This is a genomic window from Amycolatopsis sp. MtRt-6 (assembly GCF_017308975.1).
Lineage (GTDB): Bacteria > Actinomycetota > Actinomycetes > Mycobacteriales > Pseudonocardiaceae > Amycolatopsis.
This window is the reverse complement of sequence record NZ_JADWPD010000006.1, coordinates 249,310-274,572: the sequence shown is the minus strand read 5'-3', so window position 1 is coordinate 274,572 and position 25,263 is coordinate 249,310. Positions and strand designations below refer to the sequence as shown.

Here is a 25,263-nt window from a genome sequence, read left to right as displayed (position 1 = left end):
GGGCCGGTCGTGGTGCCGGCCCGGCGCCGTCCTCAGCTCACCGGCTCGACGATCCCCGCCCGGGCCTCCGGGGCCGCCGACCGCAAGGCGTCCGCCGCTTCGTCGCTGGGCTGGGACTGGGACTCGCGTTCCGCCTCCACCCGCGCCCGGTAGACCTCGATCTCGCGCTTCACCGTTTCGGGCGACCAGCCGAGGACCTCGCCCACCAGCGTCGCCACCTGCTCGGCGCAGTCCACGCCCCGGTGCGCGTACTCGATCGAGATGCGCGTGCGGCGGGCCAGGACGTCCTCCAGGTGCAGCGCCCCTTCGTGCGAAGCCGCGTACACCACCTCGACGCCCAGGTAGTCCGGCGCGTGCTCGATCGGCTTCAGCAGCTCCGGGCGGCCCTCCGCCGAGGCCAGGACCTCGTGGACCAGCGAGCCGTAGCGGTCGAGCAGGTGCCGTACCCGGTAGGGGTGCAGACCGTGCTCGGCGGCCAGGTGGTCGGCCTGGTTGACCAGCGCGTGGTAGCCGTCCGCGCCCAGCAGGGGGACCTTGTCCGTGATCGACGGCTGGGAACGGCCCGGCAGGTCCACCGCCGCGGCGTCGACGGCGTCCGCCGCCATCACCCGGTACGTCGTGTACTTGCCGCCCGCGATCGCCACCAGGCCCGGGGCCACCCGCGCCACCGCGTGCTCGCGGGAAAGCTTCGACGTCTCTTCGCTCTCCCCCGCCAGCAGCGGGCGAAGACCGGCGTACACGCCTTCGATGTCGTCGTGCCCGAGCGGCGTCGCCAAGACCGTGTTGACGTGCTCGAGGATGTAGTCGATGTCGTGCTTCGTCGCCGCCGGGTGGGCCAGGTCGAGGTTCCAGTCCGTGTCCGTCGTGCCGACGATCCAGTGGTTGCGCCACGGGATCACGAACAGCACCGACTTCTCCGTGCGCAGGATCATCCCCGACTCCGAGACGATCCGGTCGCGCGGGACGACGATGTGCACACCCTTGCTCGCGCGGACGCGGAACCGGCCGCGGCCGCCCGAGAGCCGCTGCAGCTCGTCAGTCCACACGCCGGTGCAGTTGATCACCGCGGCCGCCGAAATCTCCGTTTCGCGCCCGTCCTCGACGTCGCGCACGCGGACGCCCGACACCCGGTCCGCTTCCCGCAGGAACCCGACGACCTGAGTCGACGTCCGCACGACCGCGCCGTAGTGCGCCGCCGTCCGCGCCACCGTCATCGTGTGGCGGGCGTCGTCGGACTGGGCGTCGTAGTAGCGGATCCCGCCGATCAGCGCCGACCGCTTGAGCGCCGGCACCATCCGCAGCGCGCCGGCGCGGGTCAGGTGCTTCTGCCCCGGGACGCTTCGGGCGCCGCCCATCGTGTCGTACATCAGGAGACCCGCCGCGGTGTACGGCCGCTCCCACACGCGGTGCGTCAGCGGGTAGAGGAAGCTGACCGGCTTCACCAGGTGGGGCGCGATGGTCGTCAGCATCAGCTCGCGTTCGCGCAGGGCCTCCCGCACCAGGCCGAATTCGAGCTGCTCCAGGTAGCGCAGGCCGCCGTGGAAGAGCTTGCTCGACCGGCTCGACGTCCCGGAGGCGAGGTCGCGGGCCTCGACGAGCGCGACCCTCAGCCCGCGCGTCGCGGCGTCCAGCGCCGTGCCCGCCCCGACCACACCGCCGCCGATGACGACGAGGTCGAACGTTTCGCTGCCGAGCCGCTGCCAGGTCTCTTCCCGCTTCACCGGGCCCAGTCGAGCCGGGCTGGTCTCCGCTGCGTGCTGCGCCACGTGACACTCCTCCTCGTGCTGGCGAGGCTTCCAGCATCGCACGACCTGGTGATCATTCGCCCGTCCACGGATGACACTTGTGGCGTAACCCTCCGCGATCTTGAAAAGATTCGGCTGCCCGGTGCTTGGAAGTAGCTTCTACGCCCCGGTAACGTCGCGCGGACGTGGGTCGGCAACGGTGCCGTGGCACGCCGTGATCGACCCTGCGCAGAGTGTCCAGTGTGGAGGTGCAGCGGTGAGTGCTGGGGCAATAATCGTCTGGGAACTACTGGGAACAGCGACGCTGATCCTGCTCGGCAACGGCGTGGTGGCCAACCACGTGCTGCGCAAGAACAACGGTCACAACGCGGGCTTCCTGTTCATCAACCTCGGCTGGGCCTTCGCCGTGTTCACCGGCGCCAGCATCGCCGCGCCCAGCGGCGCGCACCTCAACCCGGCGGTGACACTCGGGCTCGCCATCGCCGACAAGACGTCGTGGGCCGACGTGCCGTTCTACTTCATCGGGCAGATGGCAGGCGCCATCCTCGGCGCGGTGCTCTGCTGGGCCACCTACAAGCTCCAGTTCGACGACCACCCGGAGCCCGAGAACACGCTCGGCATCTTCTCCACCGGACCGCAGATCCAGAACACCGCGTGGAACCTCGTCACCGAGATCATCGGCACCTTCGTGCTGGTCGCGTGGATCCTGCTCAGCCCGGTCTACGCCGCCGGCGACGGCGGGACGCCGAACTTCGGCAACTCCGCACTGGGCTACGCGGGCGTGTCGTTCGTGGTGCTCGTGATCGGCGCCTCGCTCGGTGGTCCGACGGGCTACGCCATCAACCCGGCCCGCGACCTCGGCCCGCGCATCGCCTACGCGTTCCTGCTGCCCATCCGCAACAAGGCGAACGCGAACTGGGGCTACTCGTGGATCCCGGTCGTCGGCCCGCTGGTCGGCGGGGCCATCGCCGCGCTGGTCTACCTCGCCGTCCACAACCTGTCCTGATCGCCCTCCCTCTCGGATTCCTGGAGCACAGATGACTTCGTACGTAGCCGCGATCGACCAGGGCACCACCTCGACCCGGTGCATGATCTTCAACCACGAGGGCCGCGTGGTCTCCGTCGACCAGCGCGAGCACGAGCAGATCTTCCCCCGCGCCGGCTGGGTGGAGCACAACGCGGAAGAGATCTGGGAGAACACGCGCCGGGTCGCCGCCGGCGCGCTGGCCAAGGCCGACCTGACCGCCAAGGACATCGCCGCCGTCGGCATCACCAACCAGCGCGAGACCGCGCTCGTCTGGGACAAGACGACCGGCAAGCCGGTGTACAACGCGATCGTCTGGCAGGACACCCGCACCGACAAGATCGTCACCGAGCTCGGCAACCTCGGCGGCGGCCAGGAGCGCTACCGCGACAAGGTCGGCCTCCCGCTCGCGACCTACTTCTCCGGGCCCAAGGTCAAGTGGATCCTGGACAACGTCGAGGGCGCGCGCGAGAAGGCCGAGGCCGGTGACCTGATCTTCGGCAACATGGACACCTGGGTGCTGTGGAACATGACCGGCGGCCCGGACGGCGGCGTGCACGTCACCGACCCGACCAACGCCTCCCGCACCATGCTGATGGACCTCGACACCCTGCAGTGGGACGCCGAGATCGCCGGCGAGATGGGCATCCCCCTTTCGATGCTGCCGGAGATTCGCTCCTCGTCCGAGGAGTACGGCAAGGTCCGCGAGAAGGGCGCGCTGGCGGGCGTCCCGATCGCGGGCATCCTGGGCGACCAGCAGGCCGCGACGTTCGGCCAGGCCTGCCTTTCGCCCGGCGAGGCCAAGAACACCTACGGCACCGGCAACTTCATGCTGCTCAACACCGGCACCGAGAAGGTGATGTCGCAGAACGGGCTGCTCACCACGGTCTGCTACAAGATCGGCTCGAACGACACGGTCTACGCGCTGGAAGGGTCCGTCGCCGTCACCGGTTCGCTGGTGCAGTGGCTGCGCGACAACCTCGGCCTGATCACGACCGCGGCCGAGATCGAGGAGCACGCGCGCAGCGTCGAGGACAACGGCGGCGCGTACTTCGTCCCGGCGTTCTCGGGTCTGTTCGCTCCTTACTGGCGCTCCGACGCTCGCGGCGCGATCGTCGGGCTCACCCGGTTCGTCAACAAGGGTCACCTCGCCCGCGCGGTGCTGGAGGCGACCGCCTTCCAGTCGCGCGAGGTCATCGACGCGATGAACGCCGACTCCGGAGTGCCGCTGAAGTCCCTCAAGGTCGACGGCGGCATGGTCGTCAACGAGCTGCTCATGCAGTTCCAGGCCGACATCCTCGGCGTGCCGGTGATCCGCCCGGTGGTCAACGAGACCACCGCGCTGGGTGCCGCGTACGCCGCCGGCCTCGCCGTCGGGTTCTGGAAGTCCGAGGACGACATCCGCACCAACTGGGCCCAGGACAAGCAGTGGGACCCGGCCATGGACGACTCCCGCCGCGAGCGCGAGTACCGCAACTGGAAGAAGGCCGTCACCAAGACCTTCGACTGGGTCTCCGAAGAGGACTGACCGGCGAGGGCCGGGGGTGCCGCGTCCAGGCGCTCCCGGCCCGCCCGCTCGTTACGCTTCCCAGCCCGCCGGCTCGTTCACGCCTCCCAGCCCTCCGGCTCGCCCGACTGCTCGTTCGGGGCGATGATCATGAACGACACGCCCTGGTCGTCGGTGACCCGCGCTTGCCGCCCGAATGGCGTGTCGAAGGGCTTTCCGTCGACCGTGCCGCCTAGTTCGATCACCTTGGCCGCGCTCGCGTCGGCGTCCGCCACCCAGAAGTACGCCGCCCAGTACGACGGCACCTGTGGTGGCGCCGATTCCGGCAGCGTGCCGACCCCGCCGACCGGACGCCCGTCGAGCAACAGGACCGAGTAGTCGAAGCCGTCGCCGGAGATGTCCTGGAAGCCGAAACCGAAGACCTGCTCGTAGAACGGCTTCGCGACCGCGTAGTCGCGGCTCAGGCACTCGTTCCACGCCAGGGCGCCCGGGGCCGCCGTGACCTGCGTACCGATGTGGTCGCCGGCCTCCCAGAGCCCGAAGACCGCGCCCGCCGGATCGGCCGCGACGGCCATCCAGCCCGCCTTCATCACCTCGAGCACCGGCATAACGATCTGCCCGCCCGCCTCGGTGATCGCCGCGGCCGTGCGGTCCACATCGGACACCGCGAGGTACGTCGTCCAGACCGCGGGAACGTCCTGGCCCGGTGGGGTCCGGCCGATGCCGGCAACCGAGCGTCCTCGCAGCTCCGCCATGCCGTAGAAGCCGGACTCCGCATCGCCCGGATGCACGGTCCAGCCGAACAGCCCGCTGTAGAAGGCCATCGCCTTCTCCTGGTCGGACACCATCAGGTCCACCCAGCTGGGCGTGCCTTCGGGCCATCTTTCGTCCCGGAACACCATGTCGGCTCCCTACCCTCGTCTGCGCCGCCTCTGGTGACGGCCGGCACAGTGTGGCACCGGGCACCGACAAAAACCGGAAATCAGGCCTGGACCAGCCGGGCGTAGACGACGATGTTGTCGACGTAGTTGCGCGCGCTCCGGTCGAAGACGCCGCCGCAGGTGATCAGCCGGAGCTCGGGGCCGGCCGTGTCGTCGTAGACGCCTTCGCCTTCGAAGTCCTTCTTCGGGACCTGGTGCACCTTCGTCACTTCGAACAGGGCCGTGGTGCCGTCCTCGCGGGCGATCGAGACCCGGTCGCCGGCGGCCAGCTCCTTGAGCCGGAAGAAGATGCCCTTCTGGTGGTTGCCGTCGACGTGCCCGAGAACGATGGCCGGGCCGACCTCGCCCGGCGTCGGCGCGTAGGTGTACCAGCCGGCCTGCAGCGGCGTGGTCACCGGCGGCACCTCGATGGTGTTGTCCGGGTTGAGCCCCAGCGGGACCAGCGACGAGTGTGCGCCGATCTTCGGGATGTCGATCGAGACGGGCTCGGACCTGGGCAACGCGGCGACGGCGTCCTGGCTGCTCGCCTGCGGCTCCGGGAGCACCGCGACCGGCTGGGCGGGCGGTGGCTGCGCGGTGCCGGGGTCGCGGCCGCCGCCGAGGGTCGCCACCAGCACCACCAGCGCGGCGAGCAGAGCCACGATGAGGGCGATCAGGAAACCCCGTCTGCTGCCCGTGCTCCTCGTGCTCATGCTCTCCCCCTGACTGGCGCCTGCAAGTTCACACGTCCAGGTGGTTCCTTCGGTTGAGCCGGGCCGTGGTCAGCGCCGCCAGGACCGCCGGGCCAGCACGAGACCGCCACCGCCGACGGCCAGCACACCCATGGCGGCCGCGGCGGCGAGCGGGCCGTGGCCGGCCGAGCCACCACCGGTCTGCGGTGCCCCCGACGGTACCTTCGCCACCTGACGACGTTCACCCAGGACGGTGAACTTCGTGGTCAGATCCGCGCCGCCGCAGGAGAACGACATCCGGTAGACGCCGGGTTTCACGGCCTGCACGGTCGCCGCCGCGGCCGCGGCGGGCGCCTTGGCCGGGTCGCTCTGCGGGCCGACGCGCCGCAGCGCGCCGATAGCCAGGACCGGGGACGCCAGGTCGCGCGTGCTCGCGGCTTCGCACCCGAGCCGGATCTGCACCTCCGCGCCCGGGCGGGCCGCGTTCGGCATGACGCGGAGGTAGGCCTTCGGGTTCCCCGCGTGCTCGGCGGGCGTGGCCGCGAAGGCCGCCGGAGCCGAGAGCAGCAATCCGCCCGAAACGGCGGCGACGGCCAGCACCTTTTTCATTTCCAACCCCTTTTCCCTCCCCCGGGAGTTCTGCCTCGAAAGACGCTCCACCTGCGGAGAGGTTGCCTCGGGGGCACGAAAAACCGCCCCGGAGCGTGGCTCCGGGGCGGTCGTGGCGGTTCCGGGAATTCAGCCGGCCATGCTGCCGTCGCCCGCCTTCGCGGCACCGGACGGCACCTTCGCGACCTGGGCGGCGGGCACCGTGAACTGCGTGGTGTAGGTCTGGCCGCCGCAGGTCACGGTCAGCGGGTACGACCCCGCCGCGGTGCCGGGCTTCAGCTCGGCGTCGGCGCTGATGTTCGCGTCGACGCCCATGAACGGGCCGGGCGTGTAGTTGGAGAACGTCAGCGCCGGCGAGGAGAACGCCGGCGAAGCGCCTTCGCACTTCGCCAGCGCGACGTTCGGCGCGTCGCGGACGTACTTGTCCACCAGCGTCGTGTTGATCGCGGTGTTCACGTTGAGCTGAACGCTGCCCGCTTTCGGCGCGGCGCTCGTGCTCGGTGCCGGACCGGTGCTCTGCGCCATCGCCGGTCCCGCCAGCGCCGTCGCCCCGATCACCGCTGCCGCAACGAAAACCACCGTCTTGCGCACTTTCGCACCCTTCGCGTCCTTCAGCCTTACAACCGACAAGACGCGAGGGGTGCGCCGGGGTTGCTTGCTTTCGTCAGTCGAGATCGTCGTGGCGCATGAGCTGGCGCCCGGCCTCGGTGATCGAGCCCGAAAGCGACGGGTACACCGAAAATGTCAGTGCCAGGTGGTCCACTGTGAGCTGGTTCTGGACGGCGAGCGCGATGGGAAGGATGAGCTCGCTCGCCTGCGGCGCCACGACGACACCACCGACGACCACGCCGGTGGCGGGGCGGCAGAACAGCTTCACGAAGCCTCGGCGGAGGCCCTCCATCTTCGCGCGCGCGTTGGTGGCCAGGGGCAGCATGATGGTGCGCGCAGGCACCTCGCCGGAGTCGATCGCCTGCTGGCTGATGCCGACGGTGGCGATCTCCGGGTGGGTGAACACGTTGGCGGCGACGGTCTTGAGCTTGATCGGCGCGACGCCTTCGCCGAGCGCGTGCCACATCGCGATGCGGCCCTGCATGCTCGCCACCGAGGCCAGCATGAGCACGCCGGTGCAGTCGCCGGCGGCGTAGATCCCGGGAACGGAGGTGCGCGAAACGCGGTCGACGGTGATGAATCCGCCGGGGCCGGGCTCGATGCCGACCTTCTCCAGGCCGATGTCCTTGGTGTTGGGGACCGACCCGACGGTCATCAGCGCGTGGCTGGCTTCGATCACGCGGCCGTCGGCGAGGTGGATCTCGACGCCCTTTTCGGTGCGCTCGACGCGGTCGGCGCGCGCCTGCTTCGCGACGGTCGTGCCGCGCTGGGAGAAGACCTCTTCGAGCACCGCGGCGGCGTCGGCGTCCTCGTGCGGGAGGACGCGGTCGCGGCTGGAGACGACGGTGACCTTGACGCCCATCTCGGTGTAGGCGGAGGCGAACTCGGCGCCGGTGACGCCGGAGCCGATCACGGCGAGGTGTTCCGGCAGCTCCTGGAGCTCGTAGAGCTGGCGCCAGTCGAGGATGCGCTCGCCGTCGGGCACCGCGCCGGGCAGCACCCGCGGGGTGGCGCCGGTCGCGATGAGGACGACGTCGGCGGGCAGCTTCTCGGTGCCGTCCTTCGTGGTGACGGCGACCTTGTGCGTCGCGAGGCCGGGCTCTTCGTCGCAGAAGCGCGCCTCGCCCGCGATGACGCGGACGCCTTCGCGCTGGACGCGGGCGCGGATGTCGGCCGACTGGGCGAGCGCGAGGCCCTTCACGCGGCCGTGGACGGTCGGCAGGTCGATGCTGGTGTCGGCCAGGTCGGTGTTGACGCCGAGCTCGCTGAGGTCGTGCATCTTCGCCAGCGCGCCCGAGCTCGCGATGAACGTCTTCGACGGGACGCAGTCGTAGAGGACGCAGGCGCCGCCGAGGCCGTCACGCTCGACGATCGTGACGTCGGCCCCGTGCTGGGCCGCGACCAGCGCCGCTTCGTAGCCGGCCGGGCCCCCGCCCATGATCACGATCCTGGTCACCTGGGTCCTCCTCAAGGCAGTCCGTGCGGTGCTCTCACCGTACGCGGCGAAGGTGACCGGACACCGAAGTGGGCGAACACGGCGAGTGCGTCCACTCGGGTGAGCGAGGTGTCGCTACGCTGTCGGCGTGCCGTTGTATGCCGCGTACGGATCGAACATGGAGCCCGCCCAGATGCTGGAGCGCGCGCCGCACTCGCCGATGGCCGGCACCGGCTGGCTGGAGGGGTGGCGCCTGACCTTCGGCGGCGAGGACCTCGGCTGGGAAGGTGCCCTGGCCACGATCGTCGAGGACCCGGGGTCCCGGGTCTTCGTCGTGTTGTACGACGTGACGCCGCTGGACGAGACGGGCCTGGACCGCTGGGAAGGCGGCGAGCTGGGCATCCACTCGAAGATCCGCCTGCGCGTCCAGACGATGGACGGCTCGGTCCTGGCCTGGCTGTACGTCCTGGACGCCTACGAAGGCGGCCTCCCGTCGGCCCGCTACCTCGGCGTCCTGGCCGACGCCGCCGAGGCGGCCGGCGCCCCCGCCGACTACGTCGACGACCTCAGAACCCGCCCCTGCTCCGGCATAACCGGCTGATGCCCCTCCAGACACGCGTGATGCCCGTCTGATCACGCGTGATGCCCCTTCAGTCACGCGTGATGCCCCGAACGTAACTTGAAGGCGTCCCGCAGCTCGGCGAGGACGCGTCCCGGTTCTCGCAGGTCGACGGCAGTCGCCCGGATGGTGACCCAGCCTCGTCCGGCCATCCGCTCGTCCCGCTCGGCGTCGCGCTCGTGCCGCTCCTCGTGCGCGGCGAACCCGTCGTACTCGAGCGCGATCCGCAACTCGGGCCACGCGATGTCGAGGACGTAGAGACGGCGGCCGTCGACAGTGGTGATCTCGAACTGTGCCTCCGGGACCGGGAACCCGGCCTTGACCACGATCAGCCGGAGGATGCTCTCCGGGGGCGATTCGGCCTTCCCGGTCGCCAGGGCCAGCAGCATCTGCGCCCTGTGGATACCTCGCCGGTCCCGGCGGTCGATGAGGCGGTCTCGGACGTTCTTCCGCAGGGTCTGGCGGTGGTCATCCGGCAGTCCCGCCATCGCCTGATCGATCGCGGCGAACGCCGTTCGCTCGTCGCCCGAGCACAGGTAGTCAGCGAGGGCGAGGTCGAGGGAGAACACCGGAAGACCCTCGAGCTGGAGCACGTCGGTGGGCTGGTATTCGGCCCGGTGCACAACGAGTCCCGGCTTCGACCGGGCCCGTTTGGAAGGGAGCACCGAGAGGTGGATCACCGTGTCTGTTATCGCCGAAATCCCATGCAGGGCAAGAGAAGTCGCGCCCGACAGCACCGCAGGCGGTCCGACGTGGATCAACGCCGCTTGGGCCAGCGTCGGCAGGTTCAGCGAGTCGGCAGCATGGATGAGCACGCCACGCCAGGGCTGCGCGAGCACGCCCGTCGCCAGCCCCTTGAGCACCGCTCGGCGGCCCAGAATTCCGTCCGCCTCGGCGCGTGAAACCGCGCCGTGCGGTCCTCCCCAATCGATCACGTAATCGAGAATCGGCCCTTCCTGCGAAGAAGGGAAGGGCCTTACTCGTGACCTGTGGACAACTCGCTATGCCTGTGGATAACTCTGTGCGGAAAGAGGCATCACGCGTGACTGGACGGGCATCACGCGTGATTGGAGGGGCATCTCACGCGAGGGTTGTTAGGGCTGTGTGGACCAGGGTTCGGACTCCGCAGAGGAGGGCACGCTCGTCGAGGATGAACGTGGGGCGGTGGATGTCGGACTGGGGGGTGGGCGGGCCGGACCAGACGCCGAGGCGGGCGAAGGCTCCCTGGACGTGCTCCAGGTACCAGCCGAAGTCCTCGCCGCCCGAGGACTGCTCCGTCGGGGCGACCGCGCCCTCGCCGAGGGCCGCTTCGGTGCCCGCGCGCATCAGCGCCGTCGAGTCCGGGTCCGAGACCACTGGGGGCACGCCACGGCGGTAGTCCAGCTGGAAGCCGACGCCGGTGGGGGCCAGCAGGGACTCCACCGACGAGGCGACCAGCGGTTCCAGGGCCGTCCAGACCTCGTGGTCCGCGGTCCGCAGGGTGCCGCGCAGGACGCCGTCCTGGGGGACGGCGTTGGCCGCCTGGCCCGCGTGGACCGCTCCCCAGACCAGGACCGTGCCGGAACGCGGATCGACGCGCCGCGAAAGCAGCGCCGGCAGCGACGTGATCACCGTGCCCAGCGCGTGCACCAGGTCGGCCGTCAGGTGGGGGCGGGACGTGTGGCCGCCCGGCGACGTCAGGCGCAGCTCGATCAGGTCCGCCGCCGACGTCAACGCGCCGACGCGCAGGCCGACGCGGCCCACCTCGAGCCGCGGGTCGACGTGCAGGCCGTAGATCCGCTCGACGCCGTCCAGCGCGCCCGCCGCGATCATGTCCAGGGCTCCCCCGGGCATGACCTCCTCGGCCGGCTGGAAGATCAGCCGCACCCGGCCGGGCAGCTCCGGCGCGCCGGCCAGCGCGCGGGCCGCGCCGAGCAGGATCGCCGTGTGGGCGTCGTGGCCGCACATGTGCGCCGCGCCCTCCACGGTCGACGCGTACGGCAGCCCGGTCGCCTCCGTCAGCGGCAGCGCGTCCATGTCCGCGCGCAGCGCCACGCACCGCTCACCACTGCCGATGTCGCAGACGACGCCGGTGCCGCCGGGCAGCACCCACGGCTTGAGCCCGACCGAGCGCAGCAGCGTGACGACCAGTTCCGTGGTCGCGAACTCGTGCCGCGACAGCTCCGGGTGGGCGTGGATGTGCCGCCGCCAGGCGAGCACGTCGGTCGCGTTGGCGCGGAGCCAGTCGTCCAGCCAGAACGGGCCGCGGCCCGCACCAAGGTCCTCCACGGGAGCCATGCTTACGCCGGCTTCGGAAATGAGCGCCTCGGACCCCTCCATGGGGTTGATGATGCGCCCTTGGGGGTCGCCTGGAACGTCCGGTCGTGAGTCGAGCACCGTCACGCCGCACCTCCTCCCGCAACACGGGCAACCCGCGCAGCGGCTGGGGTCACGCGTCGTGCCGATCGATCTGTCGTACGCATTTGCAGACGATCGTGCACCATGCAGGCGGCAAGCCGCGCCTCGAAAACGGCCGTCCTAGACGGCCGGTACCGGATCTGCGTTGAACGGCGTGCACCAGTTCGGCAAAGCCGAACGCCTCAGGACCCCTTGGCCCGCTTCGAACGGATCTTGCGCCCCCAGATCACGATGCCGAGCAGGACGACCGCGATCAGGCCCGCGACCAGCTTGTTCCGGGTCTTCTCGCTGTTCGCCTTGTCCGTCTGGGCCGGGTCGAGGACCGGGCCCGGTGGCTGGGTCTGCGCCGGGACCAGAACGGGAGCTGCGTGCGCCACGCTCACCGTGACAGCGGCCGGACGCACCGGCGCGGCCAGCGCCGGCGACGCGGTGAACAGCACCGCGCCCAGCAGTCCGACCAGGACCAGACCCCGCAGTTTCGCCATGTCATCCTTTCGCCACGACCAGGCATTCTGCCCGCGAACCCCGGCGCCCGTCAGCCACCGAACGCGTCGAGGATCCGCTGTGCACCGAGGGTAGCTGTCAGTTCACCGTCCCGCACCGCCCGCTCGACGTCGGGAACGACCGTTCGCACGTCCGGATGCACCGCCAGCCGACCGAGCAGCTGCTCGCGCACCATCGCCCACGTCCAGTCGACCTGCTGCTGCCGCCGCCGGGCGTCGAGCTCGCCGGACGCCGTCAGCGTCTCGCGGTGCTGCTCGATCGCGCCCCAGACCTCGTCGAGCCGCAGGTTGTGCAGGCCGCTGCACGTCAGCACCGGCGGGGTCCACGACGCCTCGGGCCCGTAGATCATCCGCAGCGCGCCCGCCAGCTCCCGCGCGGCCCGCCGGGCGTCCCGCTCGTGGTCGCCGTCGGCCTTGTTGACGGCGATGACGTCGGCGAGCTCCAGCACGCCCTTCTTGATGCCCTGGAGCTGGTCACCGGTGCGGGCGAGGGTCAGGAACAGGAAGCAGTCGACCATGTTCGCCACGGTCACCTCGGACTGCCCGACGCCGACCGTCTCGACCAGCACGACGTCGTAGCCGGCGGCCTCCATCAGCACGATCGTCTCGCGCGTGGCCCGCGCGACCCCGCCCAAGGTCCCGGACGTCGGCGACGGCCGGATGAAGGCCCGCGGGTCGACCGCCAGCCGCGCCATCCGGGTCTTGTCGCCGAGGATCGACCCGCCGGTCCGCGTCGACGACGGGTCCACCGCCAGCACGGCGACGCGGTGCCCGGCCGCGGTCAGGTCGGTGCCCAGCTGGTCGATGAATGTCGACTTGCCGACACCCGGGACGCCGGTGATGCCGACGCGCCGGGCGCCACCGGCCGACGGCAGCAGCTCGACCAGCAGCTCCTGCGCCAGCGCCCGGTGGTCCTCCCGCTGCGACTCGACCAGCGTGATCGCCTTCGACAGCGTCCCGCGGTCACCCGCGAGCACCCCCTTGGCGTAGGCGGTGACGTCGATCTTGCGCGGCAAGGGTCAGGACTCCTGCGCCGACAGCTGGCCGAGCAGGTCGATGGCCGCGTCCGCGAGCACCGTGCCGGGGCCGAAGATCGCCGCCGCCCCGGCCTCGCGCAGCGCCGGGTAGTCCTGCGGCGGGATGACGCCGCCGACGACGACCATGATGTCCTCGCGGCCCAGCTCGGCCAGCTCGTGCCGCAGCGCGGGCACCAGCGACAGGTGCCCGGCGGCCAGCGACGAGACGCCGACGACGTGCACGTCCGCCTCGATCGCCTGCCGCGCCACCTCGGCCGGGGTGGAGAACAGCGGGCCGACGTCGACGTCGAAGCCGAGGTCGGCGAAGCCGGTGGCGATCACCTTCTGGCCGCGGTCGTGGCCGTCCTGGCCCATCTTCGCGACGAGGATGCGGGGACGCCGCCCCTCCTCCGCGGCGAACTCGTCGACCAGCTGACGGGCCTTCTCGACGTTCTGCGTCTTCCCCACCTCCTCGCGGTACACCCCCGAGATGGTCCGGATCTGGCCGGAGTGCCGGCCCCAGATCTTCTCCAAGGCGTCCGAGATCTCGCCGACCGTGGCCTTCGCCCGGGCCGCTTCGATGGCCAGTTCCAGGAGGTTGCCGCCCTGTTGAGCGCCCTCGGTGAGCCGACGCAGGGCGTCCTCGGTGGCCGCGGAGTCCCGCTCGGCGCGCAGCCGCCGCAGCTTCTCCAGCTGCTGGGCGCGGACGCCGGCGTTGTCGACCTTGAGGACGTCGATCTCTTCGTCGTCGGTGACCTGGTACTTGTTCACCCCGATGACCGGCTGCCGCCCGGAGTCGATGCGCGCCTGGGTGCGCGCGGCGGCCTCCTCGATGCGCAGCTTGGGGATGCCCGCGTCGATCGCCTTCGCCATGCCGCCGGCCTGCTCGACCTCGGTGATGTGCCCCCAGGCCTTGCGCGCGAGGTCGTAGGTCAGCTTCTCGACGAAAGCAGACCCGCCCCACGGGTCGATCACGCGCGTGGTGCCGGACTCCTGCTGCAGCAGCAGCTGGGTGTTGCGGGCGATCCGCGCGGAGAAGTCCGTCGGCAGCGCGAGGGCCTCGTCGAGGGCGTTCGTGTGCAGCGACTGCGTGTGCCCCTGGGTCGCGGCCATCGCCTCGACGCAGGTGCGGACGACGTTGTTGTAGACGTCCTGCGCGGTCAGCGACCAGCCCGACGTCTGGGAGTGCGTCCGCAGCGACAGCGACTTCGACGACTGCGGGTTGAAGCCCTTCACGAGCTTCGCCCACAGGAGACGCGCCGCGCGCAGCTTCGCGACCTCCATGAAGAAGTTCATGCCGATCGCCCAGAAGAAGGACAGCCGTGGCGCGAACTTGTCGACGCCGAGCCCGGCGTCGACGCCCGAGCGGATGTACTCGACGCCGTCGGCGAGCGTGTAGGCCAGCTCCAGGTCGGCGGTCGCGCCGGCTTCCTGCATGTGGTAGCCGGAGATGGAGATCGAGTTGTACTTCGGCATGTGCTGCGAAGTGAAGGAGAAGATGTCGGAGATGATCCGCATCGACGGCTGCGGCGGGTAGATGTAGGTGTTGCGGACCATGAACTCCTTGAGGATGTCGTTCTGGATGGTCCCCGCGAGCTGCTCCGGCTTCACCCCCTGCTCCTCGGCCGCGACGACGTACAGCGCGAGCACCGGCAGCACCGCGCCGTTCATCGTCATCGACACCGACATCTTGTCGAGGGGAATCCCATCGAAGAGCTGGCGCATGTCGTAGATGGAGTCGATGGCCACACCCGCCATGCCGACGTCACCCGAGACGCGCGGGTGGTCGGAGTCGTAGCCGCGGTGGGTGGCCAGGTCGAAGGCGACCGAAAGCCCTTTCTGCCCGGCGGCGAGGTTGCGCCGGTAGAAGGCGTTGGACTCCTCGGCGGTGGAGAACCCGGCGTACTGGCGGATGGTCCACGGCTGGTTGACGTACATCGTCGGGTACGGGCCGCGCAGGAACGGCGCGATGCCGGGGTACGTGCCCAGGAAGTCCACATCGGACAGATCGGCGGCGGTGTAGACGGGCTTGACGCCGATGCCCTCGGGCGTCTCCCAGGCCAGGGCGTCCGGGCCCTTGCCGGTCGCGCTCTCCACCGCGCGCGCCCACGTGTCGCGGTCGCCCGGCGCCGGCGTGCCGAGGTCCAGACCGGCGAAGTTCGGGATGGTCATCGCGCAACTCCCAGCTTGGCGTGCAGGCCGTTGAGGACGTCGAGGGCGTCGCAGCCGGCGAAGACGTTGGCGTCGACGCCGTCGTAGGTGCCCTTCCCCGCCAGCAGGACGTACTCGGCGCCGAGCGACGCGGCGACGTCGGCCGCCTGTGCTTCATACGCGGAGTCGGTGCCGCAGATACAGGCGATGCGGGCGCCGGACGCGCGGAACGCGCCCGGCAGGTCGTCGGTCGCGCCAGGGTTGACGGCTTCGATCCCGCCCGCCTGGAACAGGTTGGCGGCGAACCCGGCCCGTGCGGTGTGGGCGGCGACCGGACCCAGCGTGGCCAGGAAGATCTTGGGCCGCGAACCGTGCGAGGCGAGGTACGCGTCCGAAGCGTCCCGCAGGGCTTCGAAGCCCTCGGCGTACCGGTGCCGCGGCAGGCCACCTTCCACCGTGGCCTCGAAGGGCGTCCGGACCACCGGCTTCTCGGCCAGGTTCGGGAACTCGCTGACGCCGGTGAGCGGGTCGCGCCGCGTCGCGATCCGCTTGGAGCGCTTCTCCCACGTCGCGGCGAGCCGCTCGGCGAGGGCACCGGAGGACAGCTCGGCGGCCAGGCCACCCGCGCCTTCGATGGCGGTGAACTCGGCCCAGGCCGCGTGCGCGAGGTCGTCGGTGAGCTTCTCGACGTACCAGGAGCCGCCCGCCGGGTCGGCCACGCCGGCGAGCTTGGACTCCTCCAGCAGCACGGCGTGGGTGTTGCGGGCGATCCGCGCGGAGAACGCGTCGGGCTTGCCGATCGCCGCGTCGAACGGCAGCACGGTGACCGCGTCCGCGCCGCCGACGCCCGCGCCGAAGCAGGCCACGGTCGTGCGCAGCATGTTCACCCACGGGTCGCGCCGGGTCAGCATGGCCGGCGACGTCACGGCGTGCTGGCGCATGGGCGCGGTGAAGCCGCAGACCTCGGCGACGCGCGCCCACAGGCGGCGGGCCGCCCGCAGCTTCGCGATGGTGGAGAACTGGTCGGCGGTCGCGGCGAGCCGGAACTCCAGCTGGCCGGCCGCGGCTTCGACGTCGAGCCCCGCGTCCGTCAGCGAACGCAGGTAGGTGACGCCGGCGGCGACGAGCGCGCCCAGCTCCTGCGCGTCCGATCCGCCCGCTTCGTGGAACGGCAGGCCGTCGGCGACGATCGTCCGCACGTTCGGGTACTTCCCGGCGACACGCGCCGCGAGCGCGGCGGCCGGTTCCAGCGCGACGGCGGCCCCGGACCGGGCGGCCAGCCCGATCGGGTCGGCACCCAGCACGGCGGTCGCTTCGCTCGCCGGGATCTCGCGCTCGGAGAACAGCTCGAACAGCGCGTCCGCCGCGGCTTCGTACGACGCACCCGCGTCCAGCACGACGGGCGCCAGATCCAGGTAGACCTCGTTGAGCGCGTCGGCCAGGGCGGACGGCGGCACCGAGAGCCAGATCGACGTCACGCCGCCTTCGAGGTCGGCGAGGATCGCCTTGTTGACCGCGCGGCCGTCGTCGCCGGTGAACCGGGAACGGACGTCCCAGCCCGTGCTGACCTGGCCGTCCGGACGCGCGCCGCGCACGTACGGCGGCAGGCCGGGGAAGCCGATGTCGCCGGGGACGTCCTCGGCCGTGTACAGCGGCTGGATCTCGATCCCGTCGTAGGTCCGCGTGACGAGCTTGCTCTCCGGGGCACCCGCGAAGTCCTCCGGCAGCTTCCCGCTCTTGCGCAGCACGCCCGCGACCAGCTCCTGCCACTGCTCGCGCGTTGCCTGCGGGAACTCGGCCGCGAGGTCGAGTTCGGAGATCGGCACTGACTCCGGACCGGCCACATCAGTCATAACCTGTGATGGTAGAGGCACTCGCCGTCTCCGACCTGTGAGTCTGGTCGCGCTGGGGCCGGGCCGGGCAGGTTAGGGGCCGGTGCCCGGGTACGCCACAATTGGCGGGTGCCCCCCTCCAGCGAAGAGACACGAGTGGTCGCCGGTCGCTACCGGCTGCGTTCGGTGCTCGGCTCCGGGTCGATGGGCACCGTCTGGTCGGCCTACGACGAGTTCCTGCACCGGCAGGTGGCCGTCAAGGAGATGAAGGTGCCGCCGGGCATCCCGGCGTCGCAGGCGGACGAGCTGCGGGAGCGCACGCTGCGCGAGGCCCGCGCGATCGCCGTGCTCTCCCACCCGAACGTGATCATCCTGCACGACGTCGCCCGCGAGGACGACCAGCCGTTCGTGGTGATGGAGCTGCTGCCCTCGCGCAGCCTGGCGCACATCCTGCGCGACCACGGGCCGCTGACCGTCGGGCAGGCCGCCGCGGTCGGCATCGCCGTGGCGTCCGCGCTGGAGGCCGCGCACGCCGCCGGGATCACCCACCGCGACGTCAAGCCGGGCAACGTCCTGGTCGCCAGCGACGGCCGGATCAAGCTGACCGACTTCGGCATCGCCCGCAACGTCTCCGAGGCGACCATGACCCGCACCGGGATCATGCTCGGCTCGCCCGCCTACATCGCGCCGGAAGTCGCCTCCGGCGGCGCCGTCACGCCGGCCGCGGACCTGTGGGGCCTCGGCGCGACGCTGTTCGCGGCGGTCGAGGGCGCGCCGCCGTACGACGCCGACGGCGATCCCCTGGAGACGGTCGGCAAGGTCGTCAACGGGAAGGTGCCCAAGCCGAAGGCCGGCCCGCTCGCCGAGGTCATCGGCGCGTTGATGAAGAAGGAGCCGGGCCGGCGGATCACGCTGCGGGAGGTCCGGCACCGGCTCTACCCGCTGCAGACGAAAACGCCGCTCGACCTGTTCGGGCCCGAGCTTTTCCGCACGCCCGACGGCAAGAAGACGTCGGCGCAGCCGGACGCGACCGACACCCAGATCATCAAGACCGTCCTGCCCGAGAAGGACACGGCCAAGCCGGAGAAGAAGGCCGAGGCGTCGAGCAGCGAGCTGGCCGCCGACCCGGGCCCGCTGCCGTTCCTGCGCCCGCCTGCCCCGCCGCCGTCCTCGGGGCCGCCGACGGTGTTCGTGCCGGCGCCGCCGCGGCCGGCCCGGCGCAGCTCCACGGCCACCGCGGTACTCGTCGCGGTGGCGATCCTGCTCTTCCTGCTCGCCGCGGGTGGCGGGTTCGCGCTGGCCAGGGCGGTCGGCGGGCAGTCGCTGCTGCCGCCGGACGCGGCCCCGCGCACCCCGTCGAACGGCGTCACCGACGTGCCGGCGCCGTCGCTGGTGCAGCAGTCCGGCGACGCGAGCTACGCGACCGGCAACGGCGGGCAGTTCGGCCTGCAGGTTCCCGAGGGCTGGCAGAAGTTCGTCGCCCCGCACACGACGTCGAAGTTCGGGGCGAGCACGGCGGTCCAGTACGTCTCCCCCGACGGGCGCCGGTCGCTGCGGGTGGAGCGGCTGGCGAAGTACTTCACCCAGTACCCCGACGACAGCGAGTACATCGGCTGGCTGAGGGAGTCCTACCCGGGCAACGCGTTCGTGCTCGACGGGCCGACGCCGCTGCCGGGCGGCAAGGGCTCGACGCTGACCTACCGCCTGGCCGAGGGCGGCACCCTCCCCGAGGGCAACGGCGGTGGCGGCACCCGCGTGACGTTCATGAACCTGGTCCGGGCGAGCACCAGCCTGTGGATCCTCTCCGTCACCGTGCCGGCCGAGCAGGAGAACTCGGGCCGCCAGGACGTCTTCGACCGGGTCGCGTCCACGCTGAGTGTCTCGGACTAACGGCCGAGCACCTCGCGGGACACCTGCTCCTGGGCGAGGTGGCGCAGGCCGGCGAAGATCCGGTCGCCGAGGACGCTCGCGATCAGCCCGGTCTCGATGATCTTGTCCACCGATGTCAGGCCGACCACCACCTCGACGTCGAGTTCCGCGACGCGCATCGCCAGTTCGGCGTACTCCTCGAGCCGTTCGATCAGCTTCTCCTGCCCCAGCTCCTTGGCCGTCGCCAGCGCCGCGACGAGGTTCCCGATCGTGCGGTGCGCCGGCGGGTGCTCCTTCCAGCCGCGGCGGCGCACGAGGTCCGCCATCAGCCCGGACGCCCACTCGGCGGCCTCGTCGGACACCTTCGGCGGGGTCCCGGCCAGCTCCTGCTGGACGACACCCATCGTCCGGTGCGGGGTCTCGTGGTCGTCGATCGCGCTCAGCACGACGCCGACCGAGGCCAGCGGCAGCCCGCCGACCTCGGTGAGCGCCTTGATCAGCCGCAGCCGCTGGACGTGGGCCGCGGAGTACCGCGCCTGGTTCGGGCTGGTGCGCTCGCCGGGCGGGAGCAGGCCCTCGCGCAGGTAGTACTTGACGGTCGCGACCGGCACCCCGGACTCGGCGCTCAGCTCGGCCATCCGCATGCGTTTCCGCTCCGATCCCGGGGTCCCTCTCGGGGACAACCCTGAAGACTTCTCAGTATGGATAGTTTAACTTTCCAAAACGGAGAGCTTGACTATCCGTTCTGGGAGGAACCATGACCATCCTTGCCGATCTGCGGAGCAGAACGAACACGTGGCACCGGCCGTCCGCGCTCGCGGCCGGCACGCTGGGGGTGGTGGCGGTGCTGTGCGTCGCGGCCATGCTCCTCGACCAGCGAACCTTGGCCGGCGCGCCGATCTGGGCGAAGCCGTTCAAGTTCGCGGTGTCCGGGGCGCTCTACTTCGCCACCTGGAGCTGGCTCATCTCGCTGCTGCCGAAGTTCCGGCGCACGGCGGGCCTGCTCACGAACCTCCTGGTCCTCATCTTCGCCGCCGAGTACGTCCTGCTGGTGTTCCAGGCCGCGCGCGGCCGGGCAAGCCACTTCAACGTCGCGACCCCGCAGGACGCCGCCATCTTCGGCGCGATGGCCGTGATGATCGCCGTGCTCTGGGTCGCCACCCTGGCGCTCACCGTGCTGGTGCTGTTCACGAAGGTGCCCGACCGCGCGTCGTACTGGGCGGTGCGGACCGGGGCCGCGCTCTCGCTGGTGGGGATCACGCTCGGCCAGCTGATGACGTCGCCGACCGCGCAGCAGCTCGCGCAGTGGCGGACCGGCGGCCGGCCGGACATGGTCGGCGCGCACACGGTCGGGCTCGAAGACGGCGGTCCCGGCCTGCCGATCCTCGGCTGGAGCACGGTCGGCGGCGACCTGCGGATCCCGCACTTCGTCGGGATGCACGCGCTGCAGGTGCTGCCGCTGCTCGCCATCGCGCTGGCGGCCCTCGCCCCGCGGTTCGCCCGGCTGCGCGACGACGTCGTCCGCGCGCGGCTCGTCCTGATCGGCGCGGCCGGGTACGCGGGCCTGACCGCGCTGGTCACCTGGCAGGCGCTGCGGGCGCAGTCGATCGTGCACCCGGACGCGACGACGCTGGGCGCCTTCGCGCTGCTGGTCGCGGCGGCCGGGCTGGGCGCGTGGGCTACGGTGCGCGTCCGATGACCCTCTTCGACCTGGCGTTCCCGCTGGCGGCGCCGTTCTGGGCGCTGATGATCTTCGCGCCGAAGTGGCGCTGGACCGCGCGGATCATGACGTCGCCGTGGGTGCCGCTGCTGCCGCTGGTGTGCTACTTCGGGCTCGTGCTGCCGCACCTCGGCGAGTGGGGGCGGGCAATGCTGCGGCCCGACCTCGGCGTCCTGCAGGCGCTCCTGGCCACGCCGTGGGGTGCCGGGCTCGTCTGGGCGCACCTCATCGCGTTCGACCTGTTCATCGCGCGGTGGATGTACTTCGAGGGGCGTGCGCGGGAGATCTCGCCGTGGATCGTGAGCCCGATCCTGGCGCTGACGATCTTCCTCTCGCCGTTCGGGCTGGTGGCGTTCCTCGTGGTGAGGGCCGTCCGGATACGCTCCCTCGCATGAGTGAACAAGAAGCCGCGAGCGCCATCGCCAAGCGCACCGGCGTTGACGCGCACGACATCGCGGTGGTCCTGGGGTCGGGCTGGCGCCCGGCGGCGGACGTCATCGGGGAGTGCGAGACGGAGATCCCGTTCGCCGAGCTGCCCGGCTTCACCACGCCCGGCGCGGTGGGCCACGGCGGCACCATCCGCTCGCTGAAGATCGGTGACAAGAACGTCCTGGTGATGCTGGGCCGGACCCACTTCTACGAGGGCAAGGGCATCGACCCGGTGGTGCACAACGTGCGCACCGCGGCGGCGGCCGGCGTCCGGACGGTGCTGCTGACGAACGCGGCCGGTGGCCTGCGCGAGGGCTTCCAGGTGGGTCAGCCGGTGCTGATCGCCGACCACCTGAACCTGACCGCGCGCTCGCCGATCGTCGGCGCGAACTTCGTCGACCTGACGGACCTGTACTCCGCGCGGCTGCGGAAGATCGCGCGGGAGATCGACCCGTCGCTCGAGGAAGGCGTCTACGCGGGCCTGACCGGGCCGCACTTCGAGACGCCGGCCGAGATCCGGATGCTGCGCACGCTGGGCGCGGACCTGGTCGGCATGTCGACGGTGCTGGAGGCGATCGCCGCCCGCGCGGCCGGCGTCGAGGTCTTCGGCCTGTCCCTGGTGACGAACCTGGCGGCGGGCATGACCGGCGAGCCGCTGAACCACCAGGAAGTCCTGGAAGCCGGCCGCGCGGCGGCCACCAGGATGGGCTCCCTGCTGCGCGAACTGGTCACCCGCGCCTGACCCGAGCGCCCCAATGTGGCCTTGGTTGCGTTCGAGCGCCCCAATGGGGCCTTGGTTGCGTTGAACGCACCCAATGTGGCCTTCGGTGCGTTCAACGCACCGAAGGCCACATTGGGGCGCTTCAGGCCAGGGTGGGGAGCTGGGCGGCGACGTCGGCCGGGGACGGCATGGCCGCGACTTCGTCCGCCAGGACACGGGCCGCGTCGCGGACCGACGTGTCCGTGAGGAGGTGACGGGCCTTGGTGGCCACGGCCTCGGCCGTGACCTCGGCGCCGAGCAGGCGGTCGCCCACTCCGGCCGCGACCACCGCTTCCGCGTTGGTGAACTGGTCCGCGCCCTGCGGGAGCAGCAGCTGCGGGAGGGCCTCGCCGAACGCGCCGAGCGTCGTGCCGCTGCCGCCGTGGTGGACCACCAGGTCGACGTGCGGGAGCAGCGCCGCCTGCGGGACCCACGCCTCGAGCCGGACGTTCGCCGGGACCTCGCCCAGCGCGTCGTCCGGCAGCGACGGGCCGGTGGCGACCAGGACATCGACGTCCAAACCGGACAGTCCGGCGATCGCCTCGGTGAGCACGCCCGCGTGCCCCATCGCCGTGCCCAGTGTCAGGTAGACCAGCGGCCGCCGCTTGCCGAGCACGCCCGGCGGCAGCTCGCCCGGCTCGCTCCAGCCAACCGGGCGCAGCGGCACCCGGCGGGCGCGGGCCAGGAAGCCCGCGTCCTGCACCGACTCCGGGCAGATGTCGACGAACGGCCCGCCGAACGCCAGGTCGTCGTCGATCTCGATGCCCAGCGAAGCGGCGTTCGAGCGGATCGCGTCCCGGATCTTCCCGGTCAACGGGTCGTCGGTCGACACCCGGCCGAACCCGTGCGACACCACCGGGATCCCGGCCTTCAGTGCGGCGAACGCGCCGCCCGAATTGCCCGCCTCGCTGACCACCAGGTCGGGGCGGACGTGCTCCAACAGCGGCAGCAGGTCGGCGACGAACCGCTTGGGCATCACCTCGCCGAACACCTTCGCGACGACCGGGAAGAGCACCTCCCGCGGGATGTCCCCCGGCGGGCCGGGCAGGCCCGCTTCGCCGAACGTCTCGGCGAACGCCTGCCCGAACGCGTCTTTGATGGCGAGCCCGGCGGCCGCGGTGTCGAGCCCGGCTTTCGTCACCTGTGGCAGGAAGTCTTCCGAGGTGGCGAAGACGACGTCGTGGCCCGCCTCGCGCGCGGCGACCGCCAGCGGGACGAGCGGGAAAGTGTGGCCGAAGGACCCCAGTGAGGTGAAGAGTAAGCGCACCTACCCGACCATAGCCCGTAGGCTGACGCGGTGACATCGATTTCCACCCTGCGTGACGCCGCTTCCCGCTGGATCGCCGCCGATCCGGACCCCGCCACCCGTGCCGAGCTGGAAACCGTCCTGGCCCGGGCGGAGAGCGACCCCGCGGCCGCGGCGGACCTGGCCGACCGGCTGGCCGGGCCCCTGGAGTTCGGCACCGCCGGCCTGCGCGGCCCGGTGCGCGCCGGGCCCAACGGGATGAACGTCGCCGTCGTCACCCGCACGACGGCCGGGGTCGCGGAGTGGCTGAAGGCCCACGGGCACGCCGGCGCGCTGGTCGTCGTCGGCCGCGACGCGCGGCACGGCTCGGAAGCCTTCGCGACCGCCGCCGCCGAGGTGCTGACGGCGGCCGGTTTCGACGTCAAAGTGTTCGCCCGCCCGCTGCCGACACCGGTGCTCGCGTTCGCCGTCGGCCGGCTCGGCGCGGTGGCCGGGATCCAGATCACCGCGTCGCACAATCCCCCGGCGGACAACGGGTACAAGCTCTACGACGCGACCGGCGGCCAGATCGTCCCGCCGTCCGACGGCGAGATCGAGCGCGCCATCGAGGCCGCGCCGCGGGCGACGGAGGTGCCGCGCGCGCCCGGCGCCGAGGTCGTCGACCTGCTGGACCGCTACCTCGACGAGGTCGCGACCCTGCCGCTGGGCCACGACCGCGCGGTGCGGGTGGCCGCCACGGCGTTGCACGGCGTCGGGGCGGCCACCCTGCGGGCGGCGTTCGAGCGAGCCGGGTTCACCGACCTGCACCTGGTCGAGGCCCAGGCCGCGCCCGACCCGGACTTCCCGACCGTGTCCTTTCCGAACCCCGAGGAGCCGGGCGCGACCGACCTGCTGCTCGCGCTGGCGTCCGATGTGGACGCCGACCTGGCGATCGCGCTCGACCCGGACGCCGACCGGTGCGCGCTCGGCGTCCGCGAGCGGGACGGGCGGTGGCGGATGCTGCGCGGCGACGAGACCGGCGTGCTGCTCGGCTCGTACGTCCTGTCCACTGTGGACCGCACGGTGCTGCCGGACCCGCTGGTGGCCACCACGATCGTGTCGTCGTCGATGCTCGGCGAAATCGCCAAGGCCGAGGGCGCCCGGTACGCCGAGACGCTGACCGGCTTCAAGTGGCTGGTGCGCGCCGGCGAAGGCCTGGTGTTCGCCTACGAAGAGGCGCTCGGGCTGTGCGTGAACCCGGGCTTCGTGCGCGACAAGGACGGCGTCGCCGCCGCGACGCTGGCCGCGGGGCTCGCCGCACAGCTCAAGGCGCAGGGCCGCACGCCGCTGGACGTGCTCGACGAGCTGGCGCGGCGACACGGCGTCCACCTGACCGACCAGGTTTCGCTGCGGGTCACCGATCTCGCCGTCCGCGGGCAGCTGATGGCGAAGGTGCGGACCACTCCGCCGGCCCGGCTCGGCGGCGTCGAGGTCACCCTCGAGGACCTGCTGCCGGACGCCGACGTCGTGCGGCTGACCGGTGAGGGGGTGCGCGTGGTCGTGCGGCCGTCGGGGACCGAACCGAAGCTGAAGGCGTACCTGCAGGTGGTCGCGAGTGTTCGCGCCGACGCGCAGGAGCGGCTGACGGCGTTGCGGGCGGACGTCGAGGAGCTGCTGGCCTGATGCCGAGGTTGCTGATCGTGCACCACACGCCGTCGCCGTCGACGCAGGCGCTGTTCGAGGCGGTGGTGGCGGGCGCGACGCACCCGGACATCGAAGGGGTGGAGGTGGTCCGCCGCGCGGCGCTGGCGGCCACGGTCACCGACGTCCTGGCGGCCGACGGCTACCTGCTGGGCACGCCGGCGAACCTGGGCAGCATGAGCGGCGCGCTCAAGCACTTCTTCGACACGATCTACTACCCGTGCCTGGACGAGACGCGAGGTCGCCCGTTCGGGTACTGGATCCACGGGAACAGCGACACTTCGGGCACGGAACGGCAGTTGCTGGCCATCACGACGGGGTTGGCCTGGACCAAAGCGGCGGAACCGGTCATCACAACGGGCGAACCGGACAAAAGAACTTTCGAGGCATGCGCCGAATTGGGCGGCACGCTGGCCGCGACGCTGATGAACTGACCAGCAGGGGAAATAAGGGGGCCTGTCACCGGAAGCCCTGGGGGTCGACCTCCGGCAACAGGCCGT

General features: G+C 71.4%; 23 protein-coding genes. 9 read left to right on the top strand and 14 right to left on the bottom strand.

Features of this window, described 5'->3' with window-relative positions; genetic code table 11:
- Positions 1-32: 32 nt before the first annotated feature.
- On the bottom strand, positions 33-1,766 hold the full coding sequence (locus I4Q55_RS13765) for a glycerol-3-phosphate dehydrogenase/oxidase (RefSeq protein WP_206788004.1): 1,734 nt from the start codon (positions 1,764-1,766) through the stop codon (positions 33-35).
- A gap of 235 nt (positions 1,767-2,001) precedes the next feature.
- On the opposite strand from I4Q55_RS13765, the gene I4Q55_RS13760 reads away from it, so the two are divergent.
- A complete protein-coding gene (locus tag I4Q55_RS13760; RefSeq protein ID WP_206788003.1) occupies positions 2,002-2,751 on the top strand; it encodes an MIP/aquaporin family protein in 750 nt (249 codons plus the stop codon).
- 31 nt (positions 2,752-2,782) lie between these two features.
- Positions 2,783-4,297, top strand: a complete 1,515-nt coding sequence (gene glpK / locus I4Q55_RS13755) for a glycerol kinase GlpK (RefSeq protein WP_206788002.1) — start codon at positions 2,783-2,785, stop codon at positions 4,295-4,297.
- A 77-nt stretch (positions 4,298-4,374) separates the two neighbouring features.
- On the opposite strand, the gene I4Q55_RS13750 is transcribed toward glpK, so the two are convergent.
- From I4Q55_RS13750 to I4Q55_RS13730, 5 genes are all read right to left on the bottom strand, one after another.
- The gene (locus tag I4Q55_RS13750; RefSeq protein WP_206788001.1) at positions 4,375-5,178 is read right to left on the bottom strand and encodes a VOC family protein; all 804 of its coding nucleotides are present in this window, start codon (positions 5,176-5,178) and stop codon (positions 4,375-4,377) included.
- Positions 5,179-5,258: 80 nt separating this feature from the next.
- Positions 5,259-5,909 carry a class F sortase gene (locus tag I4Q55_RS13745; protein ID WP_206788000.1) on the bottom strand — a complete coding sequence of 217 codons (651 nt, stop codon included), beginning with the start codon at positions 5,907-5,909 and terminating at the stop codon, positions 5,259-5,261.
- A gap of 69 nt (positions 5,910-5,978) precedes the next feature.
- Entirely contained in the window at positions 5,979-6,497 is a 519-nt protein-coding gene (locus I4Q55_RS13740) for a hypothetical protein (protein ID WP_206787998.1), read from the bottom strand.
- A 129-nt stretch (positions 6,498-6,626) separates the two neighbouring features.
- Positions 6,627-7,088 carry a hypothetical protein gene (locus I4Q55_RS13735; RefSeq protein ID WP_206787997.1) on the bottom strand — a complete coding sequence of 154 codons (462 nt, stop codon included), beginning with the start codon at positions 7,086-7,088 and terminating at the stop codon, positions 6,627-6,629.
- 73 nt (positions 7,089-7,161) lie between these two features.
- Positions 7,162-8,562 (bottom strand): NAD(P)H-quinone dehydrogenase, encoded by a 1,401-nt coding sequence (locus I4Q55_RS13730; RefSeq protein ID WP_206787996.1) that lies wholly within the window; start codon positions 8,560-8,562, stop codon positions 7,162-7,164.
- 127 nt (positions 8,563-8,689) lie between these two features.
- On the opposite strand from I4Q55_RS13730, the gene I4Q55_RS13725 reads away from it, so the two are divergent.
- Complete coding sequence (locus I4Q55_RS13725; protein ID WP_187324689.1) at positions 8,690-9,142, top strand: gamma-glutamylcyclotransferase; 453 nt, start codon at positions 8,690-8,692, stop codon at positions 9,140-9,142.
- A 53-nt stretch (positions 9,143-9,195) separates the two neighbouring features.
- Here I4Q55_RS13725 and I4Q55_RS13720 read toward each other — a convergent pair whose 3' ends face one another.
- The 6 genes from I4Q55_RS13720 to I4Q55_RS13695 all read right to left on the bottom strand — a co-directional run bounded on the left by I4Q55_RS13720 (position 9,196) and on the right by I4Q55_RS13695 (position 17,080).
- Complete coding sequence (locus tag I4Q55_RS13720; RefSeq protein WP_206788112.1) at positions 9,196-10,038, bottom strand: endonuclease domain-containing protein; 843 nt, start codon at positions 10,036-10,038, stop codon at positions 9,196-9,198.
- A 202-nt stretch (positions 10,039-10,240) separates the two neighbouring features.
- A complete protein-coding gene (locus I4Q55_RS13715) occupies positions 10,241-11,542 on the bottom strand; it encodes an amidohydrolase (RefSeq protein WP_206787995.1) in 1,302 nt (433 codons plus the stop codon).
- Positions 11,543-11,739: 197 nt separating this feature from the next.
- Positions 11,740-12,042 (bottom strand): hypothetical protein, encoded by a 303-nt coding sequence (locus I4Q55_RS13710; RefSeq protein WP_206787994.1) that lies wholly within the window; start codon positions 12,040-12,042, stop codon positions 11,740-11,742.
- Between the two features lie 50 nt (positions 12,043-12,092).
- Positions 12,093-13,076, bottom strand: a complete 984-nt coding sequence (gene meaB / locus I4Q55_RS13705) for a methylmalonyl Co-A mutase-associated GTPase MeaB (RefSeq protein ID WP_191312118.1) — start codon at positions 13,074-13,076, stop codon at positions 12,093-12,095.
- A gap of 3 nt (positions 13,077-13,079) precedes the next feature.
- Positions 13,080-15,248 carry a methylmalonyl-CoA mutase gene (scpA, locus tag I4Q55_RS13700; RefSeq protein ID WP_206787993.1) on the bottom strand — a complete coding sequence of 723 codons (2,169 nt, stop codon included), beginning with the start codon at positions 15,246-15,248 and terminating at the stop codon, positions 13,080-13,082.
- Positions 15,245-17,080, bottom strand: coding sequence for a methylmalonyl-CoA mutase family protein (locus tag I4Q55_RS13695; RefSeq protein ID WP_206787992.1), 1,836 nt, complete (start codon positions 17,078-17,080; stop codon positions 15,245-15,247). The genes scpA and I4Q55_RS13695 overlap by 4 nt, the downstream gene beginning before the upstream one ends.
- 135 nt (positions 17,081-17,215) lie before the next feature.
- Between I4Q55_RS13695 and I4Q55_RS13690 the strand changes: the two genes are divergently transcribed.
- Positions 17,216-18,949 carry a serine/threonine-protein kinase gene (locus I4Q55_RS13690; protein ID WP_206788110.1) on the top strand — a complete coding sequence of 578 codons (1,734 nt, stop codon included), beginning with the start codon at positions 17,216-17,218 and terminating at the stop codon, positions 18,947-18,949.
- Here the strand turns inward: I4Q55_RS13690 and I4Q55_RS13685 are convergent.
- Positions 18,946-19,566, bottom strand: a complete 621-nt coding sequence (locus I4Q55_RS13685; protein ID WP_374194468.1) for a MerR family transcriptional regulator — start codon at positions 19,564-19,566, stop codon at positions 18,946-18,948. The genes I4Q55_RS13690 and I4Q55_RS13685 overlap by 4 nt on opposite strands.
- 119 nt (positions 19,567-19,685) lie before the next feature.
- Here I4Q55_RS13685 and I4Q55_RS13680 point away from each other — a divergent pair, with 119 nt between their 5' ends.
- The 3 genes from I4Q55_RS13680 to I4Q55_RS13670 are packed head-to-tail and all read left to right on the top strand — an operon-like array spanning position 19,686 to position 21,819.
- Positions 19,686-20,627 carry a hypothetical protein gene (locus I4Q55_RS13680; RefSeq protein WP_206787989.1) on the top strand — a complete coding sequence of 314 codons (942 nt, stop codon included), beginning with the start codon at positions 19,686-19,688 and terminating at the stop codon, positions 20,625-20,627.
- The gene (locus I4Q55_RS13675; protein WP_206787986.1) at positions 20,624-21,043 is read left to right on the top strand and encodes an ABA4-like family protein; all 420 of its coding nucleotides are present in this window, start codon (positions 20,624-20,626) and stop codon (positions 21,041-21,043) included. The genes I4Q55_RS13680 and I4Q55_RS13675 overlap by 4 nt, the downstream gene beginning before the upstream one ends.
- A complete protein-coding gene (locus I4Q55_RS13670; protein WP_206787985.1) occupies positions 21,040-21,819 on the top strand; it encodes a purine-nucleoside phosphorylase in 780 nt (259 codons plus the stop codon). The genes I4Q55_RS13675 and I4Q55_RS13670 overlap by 4 nt, the downstream gene beginning before the upstream one ends.
- Before the next feature lie 121 nt (positions 21,820-21,940).
- Here I4Q55_RS13670 and I4Q55_RS13665 read toward each other — a convergent pair whose 3' ends face one another.
- Positions 21,941-23,104 (bottom strand): glycosyltransferase, encoded by a 1,164-nt coding sequence (locus tag I4Q55_RS13665; RefSeq protein WP_206787984.1) that lies wholly within the window; start codon positions 23,102-23,104, stop codon positions 21,941-21,943.
- Positions 23,105-23,134: 30 nt separating this feature from the next.
- On the opposite strand from I4Q55_RS13665, the gene I4Q55_RS13660 reads away from it, so the two are divergent.
- Positions 23,135-24,745 (top strand): phospho-sugar mutase, encoded by a 1,611-nt coding sequence (locus tag I4Q55_RS13660; protein WP_206787983.1) that lies wholly within the window; start codon positions 23,135-23,137, stop codon positions 24,743-24,745.
- Positions 24,745-25,197, top strand: coding sequence for a flavodoxin family protein (locus I4Q55_RS13655; protein ID WP_206787982.1), 453 nt, complete (start codon positions 24,745-24,747; stop codon positions 25,195-25,197). Before I4Q55_RS13660 ends, I4Q55_RS13655 begins: the two co-directional genes overlap by 1 nt.
- Positions 25,198-25,263 lie beyond the last annotated feature (66 nt).

What these genes read in the sequence shown, in the direction of transcription:
- I4Q55_RS13685 (WP_374194468.1), bottom strand. Translation starts at nt 19,566, where the DNA reads ATGGCCGAGCTGAGCGCCGAGTCCGGGGTGCCGGTCGCGACCGTCAAG.
- I4Q55_RS13675 (WP_206787986.1), top strand. Translation starts at nt 20,624, where the DNA reads ATGACCCTCTTCGACCTGGCGTTCCCGCTGGCGGCGCCGTTCTGGGCG.
- I4Q55_RS13655 (WP_206787982.1), top strand. Translation starts at nt 24,745, where the DNA reads ATGCCGAGGTTGCTGATCGTGCACCACACGCCGTCGCCGTCGACGCAG.
- I4Q55_RS13680 (WP_206787989.1), top strand. Translation starts at nt 19,686, where the DNA reads ATGACCATCCTTGCCGATCTGCGGAGCAGAACGAACACGTGGCACCGG.
- I4Q55_RS13670 (WP_206787985.1), top strand. Translation starts at nt 21,040, where the DNA reads ATGAGTGAACAAGAAGCCGCGAGCGCCATCGCCAAGCGCACCGGCGTT.
- I4Q55_RS13745 (WP_206788000.1), bottom strand. Translation starts at nt 5,909, where the DNA reads ATGAGCACGAGGAGCACGGGCAGCAGACGGGGTTTCCTGATCGCCCTC.
- I4Q55_RS13710 (WP_206787994.1), bottom strand. Translation starts at nt 12,042, where the DNA reads ATGGCGAAACTGCGGGGTCTGGTCCTGGTCGGACTGCTGGGCGCGGTG.
- scpA (WP_206787993.1), bottom strand. Translation starts at nt 15,248, where the DNA reads ATGACCATCCCGAACTTCGCCGGTCTGGACCTCGGCACGCCGGCGCCG.
- I4Q55_RS13740 (WP_206787998.1), bottom strand. Translation starts at nt 6,497, where the DNA reads ATGAAAAAGGTGCTGGCCGTCGCCGCCGTTTCGGGCGGATTGCTGCTC.
- glpK (WP_206788002.1), top strand. Translation starts at nt 2,783, where the DNA reads ATGACTTCGTACGTAGCCGCGATCGACCAGGGCACCACCTCGACCCGG.
- I4Q55_RS13695 (WP_206787992.1), bottom strand. Translation starts at nt 17,080, where the DNA reads ATGACTGATGTGGCCGGTCCGGAGTCAGTGCCGATCTCCGAACTCGAC.
- I4Q55_RS13750 (WP_206788001.1), bottom strand. Translation starts at nt 5,178, where the DNA reads ATGGTGTTCCGGGACGAAAGATGGCCCGAAGGCACGCCCAGCTGGGTG.